Origin of the sequence: Chryseobacterium sp. SIMBA_029, from assembly GCF_046535275.1 — a bacterium.
Taxonomy (GTDB): domain Bacteria; phylum Bacteroidota; class Bacteroidia; order Flavobacteriales; family Weeksellaceae; genus Chryseobacterium.
Window position 1 is genome coordinate 381358 of record NZ_JAWRXA010000002.1, and the last position, 21737, is coordinate 403094.

17 protein-coding genes and 1 tRNA gene are annotated in these 21737 nt (G+C 31.9%); 10 read left to right on the forward strand and 8 right to left on the reverse strand.

Annotation, left to right across the window (positions count from 1 at the left end):
* Positions 1–2: 2 nt before the first annotated feature.
* Entirely contained in the window at positions 3–260 is a 258-nt protein-coding gene (locus SB679_RS04925; RefSeq protein WP_410701091.1) for a helix-turn-helix domain-containing protein, read from the reverse strand.
* A 63-nt stretch (positions 261–323) separates the two neighbouring features.
* On the opposite strand from SB679_RS04925, the gene SB679_RS04930 reads away from it, so the two are divergent.
* The 7 genes from SB679_RS04930 to SB679_RS04960 all read left to right on the forward strand — a co-directional run bounded on the left by SB679_RS04930 (position 324) and on the right by SB679_RS04960 (position 7325).
* Complete coding sequence (locus SB679_RS04930; protein ID WP_410701093.1) at positions 324–1562, forward strand: hypothetical protein; 1239 nt, start codon at positions 324–326, stop codon at positions 1560–1562.
* Positions 1559–1903 (forward strand): hypothetical protein, encoded by a 345-nt coding sequence (locus SB679_RS04935; protein ID WP_410701094.1) that lies wholly within the window; start codon positions 1559–1561, stop codon positions 1901–1903. The genes SB679_RS04930 and SB679_RS04935 overlap by 4 nt, the downstream gene beginning before the upstream one ends.
* Positions 1904–2079: 176 nt before the next feature.
* The gene (locus SB679_RS04940) at positions 2080–2514 is read left to right on the forward strand and encodes a very short patch repair endonuclease (RefSeq protein ID WP_410701096.1); all 435 of its coding nucleotides are present in this window, start codon (positions 2080–2082) and stop codon (positions 2512–2514) included.
* Between the two features lie 20 nt (positions 2515–2534).
* Complete coding sequence (dcm, locus tag SB679_RS04945; protein ID WP_410701097.1) at positions 2535–3767, forward strand: DNA (cytosine-5-)-methyltransferase; 1233 nt, start codon at positions 2535–2537, stop codon at positions 3765–3767.
* A gap of 11 nt (positions 3768–3778) precedes the next feature.
* A complete protein-coding gene (locus tag SB679_RS04950) occupies positions 3779–5317 on the forward strand; it encodes a DUF262 domain-containing protein (protein WP_410701099.1) in 1539 nt (512 codons plus the stop codon).
* A complete protein-coding gene (locus tag SB679_RS04955; protein ID WP_410701100.1) occupies positions 5314–6471 on the forward strand; it encodes a DUF3696 domain-containing protein in 1158 nt (385 codons plus the stop codon). Before SB679_RS04950 ends, SB679_RS04955 begins: the two co-directional genes overlap by 4 nt.
* Before the next feature lie 2 nt (positions 6472–6473).
* Positions 6474–7325 carry a hypothetical protein gene (locus SB679_RS04960; RefSeq protein ID WP_410701102.1) on the forward strand — a complete coding sequence of 284 codons (852 nt, stop codon included), beginning with the start codon at positions 6474–6476 and terminating at the stop codon, positions 7323–7325.
* A gap of 209 nt (positions 7326–7534) precedes the next feature.
* Here SB679_RS04960 and SB679_RS04965 read toward each other — a convergent pair whose 3' ends face one another.
* The 6 genes from SB679_RS04965 to SB679_RS04990 all read right to left on the reverse strand — a co-directional run bounded on the left by SB679_RS04965 (position 7535) and on the right by SB679_RS04990 (position 16200).
* Positions 7535–9745, reverse strand: coding sequence for a peptidase domain-containing ABC transporter (locus tag SB679_RS04965; RefSeq protein WP_410701103.1), 2211 nt, complete (start codon positions 9743–9745; stop codon positions 7535–7537).
* Positions 9732–11090, reverse strand: coding sequence for a radical SAM protein (locus SB679_RS04970; RefSeq protein WP_410701104.1), 1359 nt, complete (start codon positions 11088–11090; stop codon positions 9732–9734). Before SB679_RS04970 ends, SB679_RS04965 begins: the two co-directional genes overlap by 14 nt.
* Before the next feature lie 303 nt (positions 11091–11393).
* A complete protein-coding gene (locus tag SB679_RS04975; protein WP_410701106.1) occupies positions 11394–11600 on the reverse strand; it encodes a hypothetical protein in 207 nt (68 codons plus the stop codon).
* 72 nt (positions 11601–11672) lie between these two features.
* On the reverse strand, positions 11673–14075 hold the full coding sequence (locus SB679_RS04980) for a TonB-dependent receptor domain-containing protein (protein WP_410701108.1): 2403 nt from the start codon (positions 14073–14075) through the stop codon (positions 11673–11675).
* A gap of 702 nt (positions 14076–14777) precedes the next feature.
* Positions 14778–14849: transfer RNA gene (locus tag SB679_RS04985), tRNA-Glu, on the reverse strand.
* 58 nt (positions 14850–14907) lie between these two features.
* Positions 14908–16200, reverse strand: a complete 1293-nt coding sequence (locus SB679_RS04990; protein WP_410701109.1) for an N-acetylmuramoyl-L-alanine amidase family protein — start codon at positions 16198–16200, stop codon at positions 14908–14910.
* 52 nt (positions 16201–16252) lie between these two features.
* Between SB679_RS04990 and SB679_RS04995 the strand changes: the two genes are divergently transcribed.
* The 3 genes from SB679_RS04995 to SB679_RS05005 all read left to right on the forward strand — a co-directional run bounded on the left by SB679_RS04995 (position 16253) and on the right by SB679_RS05005 (position 19818).
* Positions 16253–18838: a putative LPS assembly protein LptD gene (locus SB679_RS04995; protein ID WP_410701110.1), complete on the forward strand. Its 2586-nt coding sequence runs from the start codon at positions 16253–16255 to the stop codon at positions 18836–18838.
* Between the two features lie 144 nt (positions 18839–18982).
* Positions 18983–19363, forward strand: a complete 381-nt coding sequence (locus SB679_RS05000) for a RidA family protein (protein ID WP_034708296.1) — start codon at positions 18983–18985, stop codon at positions 19361–19363.
* Positions 19363–19818 carry a hypothetical protein gene (locus tag SB679_RS05005; RefSeq protein WP_410701111.1) on the forward strand — a complete coding sequence of 152 codons (456 nt, stop codon included), beginning with the start codon at positions 19363–19365 and terminating at the stop codon, positions 19816–19818. Before SB679_RS05000 ends, SB679_RS05005 begins: the two co-directional genes overlap by 1 nt.
* Positions 19819–19879: 61 nt before the next feature.
* Here the strand turns inward: SB679_RS05005 and SB679_RS05010 are convergent, their stop codons facing one another.
* Positions 19880–21418: a trypsin-like peptidase domain-containing protein gene (locus SB679_RS05010; RefSeq protein WP_410701112.1), complete on the reverse strand. Its 1539-nt coding sequence runs from the start codon at positions 21416–21418 to the stop codon at positions 19880–19882.
* Positions 21419–21737 lie beyond the last annotated feature (319 nt).

Below are 21737 nucleotides of genomic sequence, written 5' to 3' on the forward strand. Positions count from 1 at the left end.
TTTTAGATTTTATCTTCTTCAGGGAAGGGTAGGTCTGGAAAAAAATCTTTGATTGAACAATTAAATTCAACCGCAATCGTGTTTAGATGATTGATATTATATTTTGAAGAATGATTTGGGGTTTCAATTTGACCAATGAAGCCCTTTGTTGTTTCTAAATATAGGGCAATTTCTTCCTGAGAAATTCCTTTTTGAATACGAATTTCCTTCACTTTATCAATTACAAACTGCTCAATTCTCGTCTTTTTTTGCTTCTTCATGATAAACAACTTGGTAAAAGTCAAGAATTTGTGTTAGTTTTGCGATTAGTAATAACTAAGAAAATGAATAAAATTTATGCTATTTTCTTCCTTTTATTGAGTTTGACAGCTTTTTGTCAAGGAATAAAAGGACAAGAAACAGAAAAGCTGGAACAATGGATTTTTCCAGCCAAAAACAATTTTCTTTCTCTGAAATCCAAAACAAATTCAGAGGATTTTTTCAGGATCAACTACTTCAAAATTTCAGACAAGCTTGTCGGAACAACCCTTAACATAGGATTCATGAATTCAGACCCCAGTGCCAAGCTCTTTGAGATCGGGAATGATGAAATTTCATTGATTAGAACAAAAGACGGAGCTTTTGGGGACATGGGTGGAGAAGAACATGATTTGGGGAGAAATAACATTTATTTCAAGCTCCCTACCCCAATAGGAACAACCAAATGGAGCTATGCTGATTATGGCGGAACAATTTATTATGGTCAGTGCTATTGGAAAACAGGAAAAGAAAAACTTCTTGTTATTGAAAGGCAAATGTCAGGAAGACAACAATTCCCTGAAAAAATAGTTGAATACTATTCTAAGGACAGAGGATTGATAAAACAGGAAAATATCAACATAAAAACGAGCAAATTCACAGAGTCCTACGCTGTTGAAGAATCAGGATTTGAGTCTCAAATGGATATTATTGATTTTCCTTTGTTTGGTTATTTAGAATCAATTGAAAAAGACAAGACTTCTGAGGCAAAAGAACAATCAAATACCACTAATCAACCTCAAAACAACATATTATATCCAGACGGAACAATCCCAAAAGAATATGTAGTACAGGTGTTTTTAGACAAGGGTTTGCCTTACACGATCAAAGATACTATCATCATCAAAAACAAACGGGGAGTGGCAGGAATACCAGCACCAAAATATTTCAAAGGAGAACAGGGAGTTTACTATGACGGAAATACAATACCTCACGGTGATTGGATGATTGATGCAAAAATAGTGAGTACTTCCTATTTCAAACAACCCTTCTCATTTATTCAGCACTTGTATTATTCAGACGGAGAGGGAAATTTGAGAAAAGTTACCAATCCAAGATTCTACCTTGATATTGATTACAGACTCAATGATACATCAACCTCAAAAGACTTTATCATGAAAGATACACTTGATAAATCCTCAGACTTATACAAAGAGCTAAGTCTGAAAATGCAGAAGCAAGGAATTTATTTGGTTGTCAATAAAACCAGTGAGGAAAATGTGAAATCACAGAAAATCATCAGAATAAATTTTGAAGAAGAATGAAAAGGATTGCTGTAATATCAATAATTGCTCTCTTGTTGGTTTCCTGCTCCAAAAGAACAACCATAGAACAGGTAGATTATGATTTGAAAGGAATGCTTGAAAACAAGGTTGAGGTTCAGAATTTAGAAATCAGAAAAATCTTTCCCTTTTCTGAAAATGGTCAGGAATTAGACAGGGTTTATTTTGATTGTGAACTTTTGTTTACCGATGACTTATTTTCAGAAGGTTTCAAATTCAACAAAGGAATGAATGTATCTGCTCAAAACAATTTGTTTATTTACGACAAATCAAACAAATTGGTAGGCTTGAAGTTCGGGAGAACAAGACAAATTGACAAATAAATATAATACGTCAAGTTTTGACGTTAATAAGATTTAAATTTGCCAAGGCTTAAAAGATCGTGCTTTTGCAAAAGGATTATTTGAAAAACATATTTTAAAAAATAATGCCTTCCATAATTAGGAAGGTATTTGTTATTTTTGTTATATTGTAATAGGGCTATTTAAAATGTAAATTTATGGACTGTCATAATAAAATACAACGCTCAAAAAATATGAGAGCTATAAAGAGCACAGGTACAAAAGATGAGATTAGACTAGCAAAAGCATTATGGAAATTAGGATATAGATATCGTAAAAATGACAAGACAGTTTTTGGAAAGCCTGATTTAACCTTAAAAAAGTATAAGTTAGCAATTTTTGTTGATAGTGAATTTTTTCATGGAAAAAATTGGGAGATTGAAAAGAATAGAATCAAAACAAATATTGAATTTTGGCATAAAAAAATTGAAAGAAATATTGAAAGAGATATAGAGGTTAATTCTTTCCTCGAACAAAACAACTGGATAATTTTAAGGTTTTGGAGTAAGGAGATTAAAGATGATCTAAATGGTTGTTTAGACAAAATAGAAAAAACAATAAATCAAATTAAAAATGAAGTCACAACTAATTAAATTATTTGTAGACAATTTAAATGAATATAGCAGTAGAAAATAAAACTATTTTTAATAATGTTCTCGTTGAAAATATTATTAAAAAATTGTTTAGAAACGAATTATTTGGCCCTGAGAATTATAAATCAGCATTAATTGTTAAATATTTAAGTTCATCGGATATTGGGCTAAAAAAAACAGCTTTAAAATTTTTAAGGGAAATTTTAGAAATTGATGAAACACTAAATGTTGACGATAGAGATATAGAAATACTTGCAAAGTGGTGGTATAAAAATCAATGTAAAAATATTCCTTTTCCAGAGCCTTTGGACTATGATTTCACTTTTGTAGATTTATTTGCCGGAATAGGTGGATTTAGGCTTGCCCTGCAAAATTTAAATGGAAAGTGCGTCTTTAGTTCCGAGTGGAATAAGGATTCCCAAAAAACTTATTTTTCTAATTTTGGAGAAATTCCTTTTGGAGATATTACATTAAATTCTACTAAGGCATTTATCCCACAAAATTTTGATGTCTTGTGTGCAGGATTTCCTTGCCAGCCTTTTAGTTTAGCAGGGGTTTCGTCACGAAATTCATTAGGTTTAGAACATGGATTTAATCATCCTACGCAAGGTAATCTGTTTTTTGAAATAATTGAAATAGCAAAAAAACATAAGCCAAAAATAATTTTTTTGGAAAATGTAAAGAATCTGAAATCTCATGATAATGGTAATACATTTAAAATAATTGAAAAAACGCTAAGAGATATTGGATATTCCTTTTTTTCTACAGTTATAAATTCTCAGACAGTAGTTCCTCAGAGAAGAGAAAGGACGTATATGGTTTGTTTTAGAGATAAGAGAATAAATTTTAGCTTTCCTGAATTTGAAGGAAAGCCTTTAAAATTAAAATCAATATTAGAAGAGCATGTTCCTGAGAAATATACAATTTCTGACAAATTATGGGAGGGGCATATAAGAAGAACAAAAAAAAATTTGGAAAGAGGTACTGGATTCTCTGCTAATACTGCAGATATCGAAAAGCCTTCTAAAACAATTGTTGCAAGATATTATAAAGATGGAAAAGAATGTCTAATTCCTCAAGAAAATGGAAATCCAAGAATGTTAACTCCTCGAGAATGCTCTAGATTAATGGGTTTTCCTGAAAATTATATTTTACCTGCTAGTGATAGCGTTGCTTATAAGCAATTTGGTAATTCTGTGGCAGTTCCGGTTATAAAGCAAATAGCTGAATTAATTAAAAGTAAACTTAAATAAAATTTACGATAGTGCAATTTGATCATAAATTAAAAGAGTATTTTTCTGCTGAAAAAGGAGCTTATTCTGAAGTAACTCCTAGAGAATTTTATGATTCTCAAATAACTCTTACAGGAGTTGAGGCTGATATTGTGGAGAGTTACTTTGGTAAAAACAATATAAATGTAGGTAGTGTTAAATCAAATGTAGAACTTTCTTCTAAAAGATTTTTAATACTTCCTGATTTAATGGAAGTAGAATTAAATTTAGTATATCCGAAAGCATCAAAATCAGAATTACGCTTATATTTAAGAAAAGGATTTAAACCAAATGGAGGTGATATTTTTGTTGTTTATATTAGTAAAGATAATAAACTTGTAATAGGTGGATATCCGATTGAAGAATGGAGAGGAATTAGTGAAGACTATGAACAATTAAGTCTTTTTGAAGATGAAAACGTTATTGATGATGTAGAATCAAATGACAACGAGGATGATTCTGAGTCTGAATATATGTCACAACCATTCGATCCTACAAAAATTGATGTTGATACGAAAACTCCCTCTTTAGACACATTGATAAAAAGAATATATAGAGGGAATATTCAAATGGATACGTCTAAATATTTTCAACGTAGGGCAGATTTATGGGATAATAAAAAACAAAGTCGACTAATAGAATCTATATTGATTAGATTTCCATTACCAGCTTTTTATTTTGATGCTACAGATGATGAAAATTGGTTGATTGTAGATGGTTTGCAAAGACTTAGTAGTATTAGAAACTTTTGTGTTGATAAGACTTTAGTACTAGATAAATTAGAGTTTTTAACACAATTAAATGGAAAATCATGGGATGATCTAGGAGGGGATATGCAGAGGTTAATTGAAGAAACCCAGGTCGTTATATATAAAATAATGCCAGGAACACCTACGGATGTTAAATTTAATATATTTAAAAGAATAAATACAGGTGGAATCAGTTTATCGCCACAAGAAATAAGACATGCTTTATTTCAAGGAAAACCAGCTGAATTTGTTCAGGATTTAGCAAATTGTAGTGAATTTATTGATGCTACTTTCGGCACAATTTCGACCAAACGTATGGCCGACAGGGATTTTATTAATAGATTTTTAGCTTTCTATCTTTTAGGCTACAAAAATTATCAGCCTGATCTAGATACTTATATGAGCAAAGCTATGGCCAGCTTATATGACAAAACAAATGATGAAATTGAAAAAATCGGAAATGATTTTAAAAGAGCTATGTTTTTATCATCTGAAATATTTGATAAGGAAGCTTTTAGAAGACCAAATTTTTCAACTCAGAGATTATCTCCTTTAAACAAGGCTTTATTTGACGTACTTTCTTCCCAATTTGCATTGCTGAATTTTGAAGAAAGTGAAGCTCTTCTAAACAATAAAAGATTATTCAGAGATAAATTTTATTCTTTATTTGAACATGATGATTATTTTAATTTAACTATTACAAGTTCAACAGGTAATCAGAAAAGGATAAACTATCGGCATAGTCAGATTGAGGAAATTATTAATGACATTTTAAACAAATGATAAAATCTATAGAAATAAAAAATTTCAAGTCAATAAAAAAGAAGTATTTTGATTTAAGAAATCTTAATATTTTACTTGGCTTAAATGGACAGGGTAAATCATCCTTTATTCAGGCATTACTGCTACTTAGGCAATCTGATAAATTAGCACTTAATGGAGAACTTAAATTAAATGATGGCTTAACGGGATTAGTAAATTTAGGTACCTCGAAAGATGTTTTCTATCAATATGCTGATGAAGAAGTTATGTCATTTATACTTCAATTTACTGATGAAAAAAAGGCTGACGAATTACTTTTCAATTATGAGATAGGCTCTGATGTAATTAAGCAGCTTACTAATGAGTTACCGAATAAATATCTTGTAGAAAATGAAGAAGAAGCCTTATTTACTTCTAATTTCCAATATTTAAATGCTCAAAGAGTAGAACCTAAATTAATTAATATAACAAGCCAGTCTAATGTTGTTGATAAAAGAAGTATTGGAAAGTATGGTCAATATACCGCTCATTTTATTGAGCTGTTTGCAAACGAGGAGATTTTTTTCGACAATTTATTACATAAGCATTCTTCAGTATTAGATTCTGTTACTGGGAAAAAAATTGTGAATAAAACATTAATTAATCAAATAAATTTATGGTTAGGTGAAATATCTCCAGGAGTAAACGTACGAACTACACAAGTTGGTTCTGATGTTGTCCTTCTAGAGTATGTCTTTAAACAACCAAACTACGGTAATACCAATAGATTTAAACCTGAAAATGTTGGATTTGGAATTTCATATGCCTTACACGTTGTAACAGCCTTATTATCTAGTAGACCTGGTCAGTTAATTATTATTGAAAATCCTGAAAGTCATATACACCCAAGAGGACAAGCAGAATTAGGTAAACTTATAGCACTAACAGCACAGAATGATGTTCAAATTGTAATCGAATCACATAGTGATCATATACTAAACGGTATAAGAGTAGCAGTAAAAGAAAACATAATTGATAAAGATGATGTTAAAGCATTTTATTTTAAAAAAGTTGTAGATGCATCAGAACAGTATAGTTCCATTGAGGATATTGAGATTGATAAAAATGGAACATTAAGTAAATATCCTGAAAATTTATTAGATGAATGGAGTAATCAATTATCTAAATTAATTTAACTATGGAATTACTATTTAATGAATTAAGCTTGGAGCCATTAAGTGATAATAGTTTCATTGCTAATGAAAAGATGGTTAAATTTACAAAAGCTTTATCAATAGCTCGGCAAAATGGATACAGATATTTACGCTCGGATTCATATGCAAGTCAATTATCGCTAGCTTCTGATTATAATCTGCATGATTGGATATCTAATAAGCAAGTGCCGGAAATATATAGGAATCTGGTTTTAGGCATGATTGTTCAACCATTTATCAAAGATGAGGATGAAGAAATAGAAGAACAATATATTTTGTCTAGTTATTTCTTTGAAGAGAATACTCTTGGAATAGATAAAAGACCTTGTGTGGGATTGGCAGGTGCTTATTTATATGAAACCTTAAGCGCTAGCATCCCATCTGTGCCAATTTGGGAAAATGCAATTTTGCCAATTTTAATTGAGAAAGAAACGGGAGAAGTTTTTACTGATAATGTTCATAACATAGCTACAGAAGATTCTTTCAGTAATCCTGTAATATTAGATTTTTTAGAAAAATCTAGGGAAATATTACCTATAAAGACATCTATACCTTTTGATAAGAAAAAAATTCATATTGCTAGTCATCATGGTGAGGCAGAATTAAAAGCGCTTTGCAAAAGACTTAGGAATAATGAATATGTTGTTGAAATGAGATCAATGGAATGGTGTAGAGGAAGATGCAACAATTTTGTTAAAAAGATCTACAAGAATGGCACTATAGAATTGGTTTTATACAAAGAACAAATAAAGTATGGTCTATTAGTCCAAACAACAGGAAGAAACTATAGTGAAACGAAAATGATAAGTGAAATTCTTGATAAAAACTATTCCTAGATAAATCTATAATTGAGAATAAGAAGATAGCCTCGTAAAGTATTTGTACGAGGTTTTTAAGCTTTTTATTTGAGTCAGTATATTTTTGTTAGATTAATAATGCAGGATTTAATAACAATTATCGCATATAAAATGTTTCCGAAAAGCCCTCCTCTTTTTATTTCCGGTATCTTAGTGAATCTATTGTTATGGCGTAGTAAAAATGAAAATTATGTTCCTAGTTCAAGCTGATTTCTTACCAAATTAAAATAATCTGCTTTGTTGCTTACTAATTCATTATGATTTCCTTGTTCGACAATTTCTCCATCTTTTAAAACAATAATTTGGTCTGCATTTTTTACAGTAGAAAGTCTATGTGCTACAATAATGACAGTTTTATTTTTAAAAAATAGTTCCAAATTCTCCATTATTACTTTTTCATTATTAGCATCTAGGCTACTGGTCGCTTCATCAAAAAAAAGAAAATCTGGATTTTTATATACTGCTCTTGCTATAAGTATTCTTTGCTTTTGTCCACCTGAAATACCTAATCCTGAGGCTCCTATTTTGGTTTTCACCCCCATAGGTAAATTATTTATATAGTCTTCCAAATTGGCAGTTTTGATTGCTGATTTAAGTTTTAAATCATCAACTTTTTCATCAGAAGTTGCAATATTTCTTTCAATTGATTCAGAAAAAATAAATCCTTCTTGCATAACTGTACCATAATACTGTCTCCAATCTTCAAATTCAAGATTTTTTAAGTTTTTATTATCAATAAAAATTGACCCATGAGTAGCATCGTAATATTTTAATATCAATTTTAATAAAGTAGTTTTTCCGCTACCACTTGCACCAACGATTGCTGTTATTTTATTATTTGGAATAAAAAGATTTATATTTTTCAATACATAAAGAGATTTTGGTCCTCCATACTGAAAACTTAAATTATTAATTTTAATTCCAGCATCTTCATTTTGAACTTCATCGATAAAAGATTCGTCATTATATAAAGAAATATCATTATTATGATTTTCGTAATTGTGAATTTCGCTAAGTCTTGAAAAACTCAATTTAGCATCTTGTAAAGAGCGAAAAAAAGTAATCAACTGATTAATAGGAGAGTTCATCTCCCCAACAATATAAGATATACTTAACATACTTCCCAATGTCAAATTTCCATTAATAACACTTTTAGCAACAATAAATGAAATAAAAATATTTTTAATGTTATTCATAAAGGTATATCCTGAAAGTTGCAATTGATCAATCCTCAAAACTTTTAAGTTTACGTTAAATAACTGATCTTGTATGATTTTCCATTGAGACCTTTTAAATTCTTCAAAACTATTTAATTTTATCTCCTGCATACCTGTGATAAGCTCATATACAGTACTCTGGTCCTCTGCTTGTAGTTTAAATCTATTATAATCTAATACCTTTCTATATTTTTGAAAATAAATTACCCAAAGTATGGAGACTATCGTAAAGGAAATGTAGATAAGTAAAATAAAATAATTATAATAAGCCAATACAAAAAAGAAAACAGAAAAATTTAATAAAGAGAATAAAGTTAAAATACTTTGAGAAGTAAGAAATGTTTCAATTCTTTTATGATCTTGTATTCTTTGAGTTAGATCCCCAGTTCTTTTAGAATCAAAAAATTTCAACGGCATAAGCATTAATTTGCTTAAAAAATCGGTGATTATTTGAATATTAATTTTAGTACCCACATAGAGTAATATTCTATTCCGAAAAATTTCGATAATAGTTTGACTAAAGAAAAGAAACAGTTGAGAAATTAGAATAAGACTTACTATATTTAGATTTTTGTGTGATATTCCTTTGTCTACCAAATTTTTCGTTAAAAAAGGGAAAATAAGAGTAATTAAGCTACCTAAAAGCAATCCTCCAAATATTGTTGACATTTGCTTTTTAAAAGGCTTTAAGTATTCTAATAAATATGAAAAATTAGTATTATTAGCGTTTGATTCTAGGCTATAAAATTCCTCTTTAGGAGTTAAAAATAAAGCAATTCCCTTATCCTCATTATGCATCCAGCCTTTTTTTAAATTTTCCTCACTTATCTTTACATGACCATGTGCAGGATCGGCAATATAGTACAGGTATTTTCCTAGTCGTTTTTTTTTAACTCGGTATAATACAATAAAATGCCCTTCATTCCAATGAAGAACACACGGGAAAGGAAGGTCATTATCTTTTAATTTTTCAAGTGTAAGTTTTGCAGAAATAGTATCAAAGCCAATTGTATGTGCTGCTTGAGATATTCCTAACAAACTAACTCCGTTTTTTGTAATAAATGAAATATCACGCAAATAAGAAAGACTATACTCTTTACCATAATGCTTAGCAATCATAACCAAACATGATGGTCCGCAGTCCATTTCATCTAGCTGGTAAACTATTTTAAGCTTCGGCAATCTCTTTTCTTTTTTGTCTAATATAATAATCTAGTAATAGTTTTTCTTTATAATTTGATTTAAACGGGGGACAGGCGGGAGTGCCTTCATGCCACGATTTAGGACATCCACCTCCACACACAGGTAAATGTTTACAAGTCTTACACCATACTTCTCCTGAGTCTACTACTTCTGACCAATTTCTTAAAGTTGCATTTTGATTATATGTATCAACAGGTTCGAAAAGATTACCAATCAAACTATCTCCTTTTTCATAAGTTTCAGAATAAGGAAATTCCCAACAAGCGTAAATGTTACCAAAGGCATCCCAAACTTCACTATCTTTATTTTCTACCATACAAACGGAGTAAGACCTTTTAGGAAGAATAGCCCCTACATCAATATTATTTTCATAACATTTAAATAACCAATCTATTTCTTTTTGTGCAAAAAAATCTTTAGATAAGCTGTCTTTACCAGCATCATTTCCTCCAAAATCAACAATAGTAGCAAAATACATAGAAACTTTTCCTTGTAAATTATTACTTATTACACAATCTATTAATGGCTCTACAAATTGATAGTTGGTTTTGTCTATATTAACTCGAATAGAAATATTACAATCGTATTCTTTATAAATTTCAGTATTAACAATATCAACTATATTTCGCATTATTATATCAAAAGTTGGTTCACCTGATTTTGTTATTCTTCTTTTATCATGACTTTCTGCTGTACCATCTATTGTTATCTGATAATGGGTGATTTTACATTCCTTTACCAAATCTTCAAATAGTTTTGGTTTCAAACTCAGCCCATTTGTTATAATGTCTGCTACATAAGAAAATCCTTTTTCTTTACATAATTCAATTAATTTTTTTGAAGTTTTTTTAATCGATGAATATCCCATTAATGGCTCTCCTCCGTACCAAGTTACAGCTAGGCCATTATAAGATTGATTATTTTCTAGTAAATATTTAGTCCTATCATAATATTTTTGTATAAGATCATTACTAGCATAATCTTTAGTGTGGGTTTGTCCACAATAGTGGCATCCTAGCTGGCAATTTGCAGAAGGTTGTATCGTCATACCAAGAAAGTTGGTCTTTTCCCTAGCCTCTTTATTAATATACATTATGCTATTGTACTCGTCCAGTTCTTTATCGATAACAAACTCTTTCTCCAATAAGGTTTTATAGATGTTTTCATCTATTTTATGAAATTCTTCATTTATAGCATGTTGATAAATATTCTCATCTATAAGAATTGATGATGATGTTCTTGTAGAAAAGATGATCCTTTTATCAGGCATTCCCATTTCAGATAGTTCATCCGTTGCTAAATAATATTCTGAAAATTTTTTCATTTCATTTATGTTTTAATTAGAAAGAAAGTTGCCTTAACAAATACTCGTTAAGACAACTTCTCATTGAAATTGGATGAATCTTACAAAGATTCCTCCATTAGTTTGTGCTTCTCAGTAAAAGAATTACACTTTGCTAGAGTGTTATCACAAGAACCTGTAAAAATATTGCAAGATTGTAGTGAAATGCAACCACCAATAATTGATGAAGCATGAGAATCTTTCACGATCTCAAAATCAGAACTCTTAAAATCCTTATTAAGAGTCATTTTTTTAAATTTGTTTTTGAACATAATTTTAGTTTTTTTACAAAGATTCTTCTATTAATTTGCTTTTCTCAGTAAACTTATTACATCGCTGTAAATCACCACATGCTCCTGTAAATGTTCCACATTGTACTAATGCATTACATCCACCAATAATAGATGATGCCTGACTGTCCTGTATGATTTCAAAATCAGTATTTTTGAAATCCTTCTTTAGAACCATTTTCTTAAAGTTGTCTTTAAACATAATTAAACGATTAATTGATTAATAAAAATAAAATTTCACATATAATATACTATCATTATAGATAGTTATACTTTAATCTCCTTTAGCTCTACCGAATTCTTCAATACTGCCTGTTTTCGAGTCCTTAACTTTTAGCTTATTATTTCCGAATTTATAAAGTACTGAAAGCCGAAATCCTCGAACGTCTTCGTAATTTGTTCTGTAAATATTAATATTATTGTTTACAGTTGTCCATTTTTGTTTATTCGTTTTGAAAATATCCGAGACATTAAAACCGATTTGCAGGTTTTTTTGCATTAGTAAGTATCTTAATCCAATATCCATATTAAAAATAGACTTATTTCTAGTGTTTAAAAAAGTAGTAGGAAAAGAATATGAAAGATCTACACCCCCTAAAAAAGTTTTTGATTTATTGAATATAAATGAGTTGTTTAAAGAAATGTCACCTCCAAACCCTTCTGTAATTTTTTCGGTATATGGGTTGTCAGAAATGGTTCTTGAATAAGATACATTTACACTTATATAACTTTCCAAGAAAGAAAATTTATTAAATGTATAGCTTTCATTTAAGCCGAATTGATGAGATGTATAATAATTAACTGGACTTGTTATTTGGTTTATCGAGTTATTATCAATAAATGTAATCATTGAATATCCACTACTTTCTAATGAATAATAAATTGAGCTATTTAAAACACCTTTAAATGTGTGGTTAAATGTAATATTATCTGAATAACTAGGTTTTAATAATGGATTTCCTACAGAGTATGAGTAACTACTAGAATATGTTTTGAATGGATTAAGCAAATTATATCTAGGTCTACTTATTCTTCGTCCATAATCTAAAGAAAATGTATTATCATCATTGGGTGTATATGAAATATAAAAAGAGGGGAATAGTTTTGTATAGTTTAATTTTGTTTGTTGACCTGTTGTCAATGAAATACCGTCTGTTTGGGTGCTTTCTAGCCTTAAACCTGCTTGAACTTCCCATTTATCTTTTCCAAATTTTTTATTTCCCATGAAATAAATTGATTGGATATTATCAGTATAATTAAATGTATTACTTTGGTTGGCATCATAAACAGGATTACCCGTATTCAAATTAAAAAATGTTAGGTCATTAGCTGTTTTTGTAGACGATAATTTACCTCCATAGCTTAGATTTACGAGAGTTAGTGGATGCTCCATATCTAGTTTTATAGAATAATTTTCTATATTTTGCTCTCCTAAGTTATTACTTGATAGAAATTGTTGTTTTCCATTTTCATAATCATTAATAAATGTAGAAAACAGTTGGTTGTTTTCTTTTTTGAACTTAAAATAATCTACGTTTAAAGTCAACTTTCTACCTAAAGAATCCATGACATAAGATGAATGAAAATTCAATAAATGATTTTCATTAGTCCTCTTATTTGATAAATCTGTATGTAAATCATTAATTAGATTCTGGTCTAACCCTAAAAGACTTGAATTTGCGCTTTGCTTAATGTTTGGTGAACTTTTACCTCCTAAATATTGAGCTCCTAGTGTAAACTTATCATTAATTTTATAATCAATTCCTAGTTTACCTGATATAAGATTTGAATAATTTCTAGTAATAGTATTACTATACCAATTTTTTAATGGGTAATCAATTTGTTCAGTTTCCTGTGGTTTAAGAGAGCCATCAGTATATGATAAATTAGATTGAATTGTAAAATTTTTTTTCTGATAATTAAAGTTTCCTCCAAAAGTTCCGCTAGCATAGGTGTTTTGTTCATAAATGGATCTCACAGAAGCACTCCAAGAATCTTTTTTATTCTTTTTTAGTTTGATATTTACTAATCCACTATTTCCCTCTGCTTCATACTTTGCTGATGGGTTTGTAATTACTTCAACACTTGCAATTTCATCTGATCGTATTGTTTTTAAATAGTTTGTTAAATCACTACCCGAAAATTGAACTAATTTATCATCAACTAATAATGAAAGATTATTCTTCCCTACCATGTAAAGTTGATCGTTTTGAACACGGATTCCAGGAGTAACCTTTAATACATCCAAGGCATCACCTCCTGTAGATGATATCGAGTTTTCTACATTAAAAATTAAACGGTCTATTTTCCGCTCTATCAGCTTCTTTTTTCCGTCAAGTATTACCTCTTTTATATTCTTTATATTATCAATTTTAATTTCTCCTAAGTTAAGATTACTATTTAAATCAATATTCCTTGAATAAAGAACATCTTTAAATCTTTTAATTTGAATTATATAATTACCTGTATAAGCTTTAATTGAAAATAATCCAGCATTATTACTAAGTTCACTATTAACCGCTGTAGAATCTTTTTTTAATATTGAGATTTCGGCAAACTCTAAAGGAGAGCCATTTCCAGAAACTATTTTTCCGGTTAATTGAAACTGCTGAGCAAATGAGAATTGACAAAGAAATAATAGAAATAATAGGAAGAAAAGGTATGTGTTTTTTTTCAAGTTTATAAGGTGTTTTTTGTGTTTGAGTTTCAAAAATAAGTATTATTATAATACGTTTATGTTTTGTTTTAAATTTGGATTAATTCTAAATAAAATATATCGAATTAGATAGTATTTGTGTTATTTCCTGTGAATAAAATAATATTCAATCGTTAAACAGATAGTTGATAACTTACTCAATTGTAATTTGGATATAAACTTTTTATTATAAAACTCAGTATGGAACTACCACCGAAAATTAAAGGCAATTAAAGTAGTAAGGAGAAGCGGGTAATTATTAGTTGTGTTTTGTTGGATTTTGGGTTGATTGATTTGATGTCTTTGAAAATTGAACGATCAAAACATAGGGGTATAAGATTGCGGAAATAATAATTTATTAGATGTGTTGGTGAAAACATGGGAAACAGGCTTATTTTGAGCCTGTTTTTTGTTCTCTTAATGGTAGCCCATGTTTTTCAGACAAAGATGGAAATTCAAAGCACTTTCATGCCTGAGAGCGGTAAAATATTTCCGAACCAATTTCAAGAAACAAAAAGATACAAAAGGAAAGAAAAATTTTGGAGATTAAAAAATATTTTGGAAATTCGTCCTGTACAAAGCGTGTACGAGAGTTCTTTTAAAATCCGTGGAGATTCCGTTGACTTTTGGAATAAAAAAATCCCTGAACCTTGTATTGATCAGGGATTGAGTGATGTAGTTTAGTAGCCTATAGGAGAATCGAACTCCTGTTGCAAGGATGAAAACCTTGAGTCCTAACCACTAGACGAATAGGCCAAATTTTGAGGTTGCAAAAGTAGCGATTAACTTTTTAACTTCAAAATTATTTTTTAGATTATTTATAAACTTTTTGAATAATTGTATTCTTAATTCCCTTCGCTTCGATCTCCTTCTGGAGCTTCACTGCGTCCTCCAAACTATAGACTTTACCATAGGTGTAGTAGAATACTCCGTTGTCCTTGTTTCTCTCTACATCCTTCAATGTCTGTAAGATAAAAGAATTTCCGTTCAGTTTTTCACCCACAAATACCTCTATCGTATAGTAGCCGGTACTTAGTTTTTGGTTAGGCATAAATCCTACTGCAAAAGCATTTCTGAAGCCGGCATCTTTAGCCGTTTTTAAATTGATATCTTTTACGGAAGCCATGTTGGTAACCCCATAATAATATTTATACTGACCGTTTTCTTTAAGAGGAAGAATATAATTCAGCCCTTTTAACGCCGGATCTCCTTCATTGTATTTTACAGGAGAACTCAGTAATAAAATTCTGAAATCATTTTTTAGCGCAGTTTCTGCTGGCTTTTCAGGCTCGGGCTTTTTATTATTCATGGCGATTGATCCTCCAGATTTTCGGTCAACGGCTTTTTTATACTCAATAATAGCATTGTAAATACTTTCAGAGATCTCATTCTGACCCTTTTCAGAGGCCAGATAGTGGCTTTCTTCAGGATGGTTGATGAAACCCGTCTCAATCAACACCGATGGCATCGCATTCATACGGAGAACGTGAAGGTTTTTCTGGAAAACACCTCTTGAAAACCTTTTGTCTTTATTCACAAAATTATCCTCTACCAGTCCGCCAAGCAAAAGACTTGATTCCAAATACTTACTTTGCTGAAGTTTTAAGGCAATTAAAGATTCCGGTGAGCTGGCATTATACGATCCGAAGGTCTGCTTATCTTTTTCATCGAGGAAGATCACATCGTTTTCTCTTTTTGCCACTTCAAGGTTCTCATCATTCTGGTTGGGCCCCTGAACATAAGTTTCCGTTCCATAAGCAGTCGGTCTCACTGATGAATTACAGTGGATGGACACAAAAAGATCAGCTTTACTTCTGTTGGCAAGGTTCGTTCTGTCCGAAAGTGAAGGGTATTCGTCAAACTTACGGGTATAAATTACCTTAAAATCTTTATTTTTTTCAAGCATGCTACCCACTTTCAGAGTAATTGCCAGTGTAACGTCCTTTTCTGCCACCCTTCCGATATCACTGTATGTTCTATTGGCTCCGTGGTCACTTCCCCCATGCCCAGCGTCTAAAACGATGGTAAACTTCTTTTGTGAAAAGATAAAGTTGCTTAAAATGATAAGGAGAAATGATAAAATTATTTTAAAATTTTGTTTGTGCATCTTACAGTTTTAAAAATTATACTAATTTTGAGCCTTAAATTATATAACAAAATTGGCCAAAACCGTCCTCAAAAATATATTACAAATTTTAATTATCCTAATTTTTAACAATTTTTTAGCACAGAAAAATCCTGAAAAATTGCCTAAAAATACGGTTAATGATACTATTCCCAAAAAGGATACCATAGTTGTAAAAAAAGAATCTTTGGAAGATATTCTTCGCACAAAAGCTGAAGATCAGAGAAGAGATGTCCAAAAAAAGATGACTTACCTCAATAAAAAGGCCCAGGTAAAGTACCAGGACATGCAGATTGATGCAGATTATATTTCTATTGATGATGATAAAAATTTAATTTATGCCCGTGGAAAACTGGATTCTTTAGGAAAGATTATCGAGCCGGTAATTACCACTCAGGCCGGAAAAAAGTACGAAACGAACGAATTCAGCTATAATACCAAAACAAGACAGGCAATCGCTTTTAATGCAAGAACAGAAGAAAGTGAAGGGGTAATCATTGCGAAAAAGACTAAAAAATACAATGATTCAGTCTTTGCCATGAGAAATGCGGATTATACGACGGATGAATATTTCATTAAGAAAAAAGATACGGCAGCCGATTACTTCATGCGGGCTTCCAACATTAAGTTAATCAAGACCAAAAATAAATCTCAGATTGTTACAGGGCCTATCCAGATGTATATCGAAAGAGTTCCGACTCCTTTGATCATGCCATTTGCTATTTTACCTTTCTCTGCCAAGAGAGCAGCGGGGATTTTGATTCCGAGTTTTGGAGAAAGGGAAGATGTAGGGTTTTTCCTGAACGGAATTGGATATTACCAGCCGATAGGAGAGCATTTTGATATGAAAGTACTTGCGGATATCTATACCAAAGGAAGCTGGAACCTGAGGCCGCAGATGAACTACTTGAAGAAATACCGCTATTCCGGAACATTTACGGCAGATGTGGGAACAATGGTAAGAGGGATCAAAGGATTGGACGACTATACCAAAAACAGTACTTACAGAATTACATGGAATCATACACAGGACACCAAAGCAAACCCTTTCCTTACGTTTGCAGCTTCCGTGGATATGGTAAGTACCAAATTTTATAATAATCCGCTTAACAACAATTATATCTTCAACCAGAATGTGTTGAATACCCAGCAGAACTCAACGGTAACTCTTACGAAGAGATTCCTGAAACTTCCGGTAACGATTACGGGAACAGCCTCTTATTCTCAGAATTTTGCAACGGGATTGGCGGATCTTCGTCTTCCTCAAATGAACGTGGCCATCAACCAGTTTTATTTATTAAAATCAAAAACGGGAGTAAGACAGGGGCTTCTGGAAAATATTACCATCAATACAGGATTTAACCTAACTAACTTTGTGACTACACAGGAAAATGAGCTTTTCACAAAAGCGATGTGGGATAAAATGCAGACAGGACTTAAAAATAATATTGCAATAGGGACCAATACAACCCTGGCAAAATATTTTACGTTCAGTTTAAGTGCAAATGTTGATAACGCATTAACGACGAAGACCCTGAACAGATTTTATGATCCTGTAAAAAATGTAGTGGTGGATGAGATTGATAAAAATCTTACGGGATATTCTACTTTCACAACAACTGCCAGTCTTCAGACTACTTTATTCGGAATGCTGAAGTTTAAAAAAGGATCTTCCATAGAAGCGATTCGACATATGATGACGCCGAGTATCGGATTTACTTATTCTCCGGATTTTTCGAGTCCTAACTTCGGATATTACAGAAATTATTACAATGCGAGTGGTGCTTTAACTCCGTATTCCATCTTTGAAAAAGGAATTGTAGGAAGTCCTTCAAGCGGAATGGTAGGTGCACTAGGATTTAATATCGGAAATAATATTGAGATGAAGGTTAAATCTAAAAAGGATTCTACCGGAGTGAAAAAAGTAAAATTATTTGAATCTTTAAATCTTTCAGGAAACTACAATTTTGCAGCTAAAGATCACCCATGGTCTGTGTTAACGATCAACGGACAATCTTCTTTCTTCAATAATAAATTAAGCGTTAATACAAGTCTTTCTCTGGATCCGTATAAAATTATTTTTATCCCGGGACAAGATACAGGAATCAGAACGGAGCAGTTTGGAAGTTTCAGTGTACAAGGATTTAATGTTCAGCTTTCTTATCCTTTAAGCAGTGAGCTTTTTGGTGAAAAGACAGATTATGCTAAAAAATATTCTTCAAAAGGAGAGGTCCGAAATGAGAAGTATTATTTTGATGATGATCATTATGCGCATTTCGATCAGGCATGGACTTTGAATGTTAATGCTAATTATGCTTATTCCAGAAGTCTTTCACGGGAAGGTACTAAAATTGCTTCCGTAGGAATGGACGGAAGTATTAAACTTACTCCATACTGGAATATCAACGGAAGTACCCATTATGATATGGTAACGAAACAGCTGGCTTATACAAGAATAGGATTCTCGAGAGATCAGCGAAGTTTTACCATTAATTTCAACTGGGTTCCGTTCGGACAATATAAAGTGTACGACTTCTTTATCGGGATAAAAGCCAACATTTTAAGTGATGCACTTAAGTATAAAGACAGAAGTTTCACGCAGCCGGGTGCACCTTTCTAATATCGGATTGGCATTTGATAATATAAATTTTATATTTGCACCCAAAATAAATTCTAATGAAATCGTTGCTGACGAAATTTTCTTAAAGATAAATGCAGACGGTAGTGATTCCAAAGGACCTTTGAAAAAAATAAATATCCACATATGAAACAAATAATTAACACAGTTAATGCTCCTGCAGCAATCGGGCCTTATTCACAAGCGAACATGGCAAATGGTATTTTATACATCTCTGGCCAAATTCCTGTAGATCCGTCAACTGGTAAATTAGTAGAAGGAATTGAAAAAGAAACGCATCAGGTTATGAAAAACCTTGAAGCGATTCTTACAGAAGCAGGAATGACATTTAAAAATGTTGTAAAAGCTACCATCTTCCTTAAGAGCATGGATGATTTCGCAGTAATGAATGATATTTACGCTTCTTATCTGGATGCAGAAAGTTTCCCGGCCCGTGAAACGGTACAGGTTTCTTGTCTGCCTAAAAATGTTGATATAGAAATTTCTATGATTGCACATCAGGATTAATGAACATTATAAGAAATACAATTGCGGTTTTGGTGGGCCTTGGTATAGCGGGGCTTATTATCACTCTTGGTATAAGGGCTTTTCCGCAATGGGTAACTTTCGATGCTTTTGCTCCGTTTGAGCACTGGCAGAGGTTTCTTTTTAGCATGAAAGGCGATAAGGCATTTTTTGGCTTCCTGTTGTTTATTTCCGGGTTAGGAACTACAGTCGGGGGTGTGGCAACTGCCATTATTGTGAAGTATGCAAAAGTAGCCTATGCAATCCTGATTGGGTTTATCATGCTGTTTATAGCGATGCTGGATGTGATTATATTTCCTTATCATCCTACCTTTTATAAGATCTCTATATTTCTTACCTTTTTCCCTTTTTCCTGGATAGGAGGTAAAATTGTAGAAGTTATTTATGAACGGAATAAGAAAAAAAGAATCGCTGAAAAAATGAATAAATCAAAATAAAAAAAACGCTGCAATTTGCAGCGTTTTTTGTTGATATGAAGTTGTTGTTTAATTATTCTGATTAAGGCATTTTGAACCCTTTCGTATAGATTCTTCCGTAATCATCTACGAATTTCACTTGTACATTGCCCTGATATTTATCTAATATCTTTTCAACATCTTTTTGGGAATTTACCGGCTTGCCGTTGACTTCTATAATGATGTAGTTGTCTACAATTCCGATTTTCGCCATTTCGCTTCCCTCAGATACGCTTTTCGCCACAACACCACTGTTCAGTCCGTATTCAGTTTTGAATTTGTCATTAAGCGGATCAAACTCAGCTCCAATTTTCTCTGTTACACTAAGGTCAGCTTTTGTTTTGGTGGAAGTTCCTCCTTTCTGATCTTTCAGCGTTACGGTTGTTGTGTTTTCTTTTCCATTTCTTACATAGGTCACCAATACTCTGTCACCAGGACGTTTGCTTCCTACAGCAATGGATAGATCAGCGAAGTCTGTCACAGGAGCATTATCAATCTTCGTGATGATATCTCCGATTTTAAGACCTGCATCTTCAGCACCACTCTTATCTCCGAATCCAGTAACATAGATTCCGGAACCTGTTTTTATAGTCGTGTTTTTGCTTTTGTTGTATAATGCTACCTGCTGGTCGTCAGATAAATCAAGTGAAGTTACCCCCAGGAATCCTCTCTGTACGATTCCGAATTTCTTGATGTCTTCAACAATTTTTCTGGCAAGGTTGGCAGGAACTGCAAATCCGTATCCCTGGTAATACCCTGTGGTAGACTGGATAGCAGAGTTGATTCCGATAAGGTCTCCGTTTACATTTACCAATGCACCTCCGGAGTTACCTGGATTAATGGCAGCATCCGTCTGGATAAAGCTTTCAATAGGGTTGCTGGCTTTTCCTTGTCCGCCTAAAATTCCGATACCTCTTCCTTTAGCAGAAACAATACCGGCAGTTACTGTAGAATTTAATCCAAGTGGATTTCCTACCGCAAGTACCCATTGTCCTACTTCAATATTATCGGAGTTGGCAAAATTCAGGAATGGTAGTCCTTTTTCTTCGATCTTTAATAACGAAATATCAGTATTAGGGTCTGTTCCTACCAGGGTAGCGATATAAGATTTTTTATTGCTTAATACAACCTCTAATTTATTGGCGCCTGCTACCACGTGGTTATTCGAGATGATATAACCGTCCGGAGAGATGATCACACCTGATCCCATCCCTGATGGCATATTATCAGGAGCCTGCTGTTGCTGTCTTTGCTTTTGCTGGCCTCTGCCTCCTCCGCCTCCGAATGGATCACCGAAGAAGAAGTCAAACAGATCCTGTTCTGAAGCTCTGCTTGTGGTTCTGCTTTGATAATTTTTAATAGTTACAACAGCGGGAACAGTTGTCTTGGCCGCTTTTACAAAATCATCTCCGGTCGCCGAAGTATTCATGCCTACAAATGAGGCATTCGGTGATGAAGTGAAGTATGATTGGTCTCCATTATTAGAATGTTGACCAAAATATTGTAATGTTCCAACAGTAGTAGCTCCGGAGATTACTCCTACTACAGCAAATGGTAATAGTTTTTTTAAAGTACTCTTCATTGTATATCTTTCTTAGTTATTTATTACTTATTTTGTTTAACTGTAAACAAATTTAATGCTAAATAGGTATGCAATTGGTATTGAATGTTTCAGCTTTAACTAAAATTTAACAACAATAGCAATAATTTATATATTATACTATAATTATTAAGGTCTCAATTAACAAACCTTAAAAAAATATTAATGACAATATGACATATAGATGGTTGTATTGTCATTAAAGTTAAGTCTAAATTACTAATAAATACAAAATTGTTTATTCAATTATTATGGGAGTATTTACCATTAATGACAAAAATTATCCTTTGTGATATTGCTT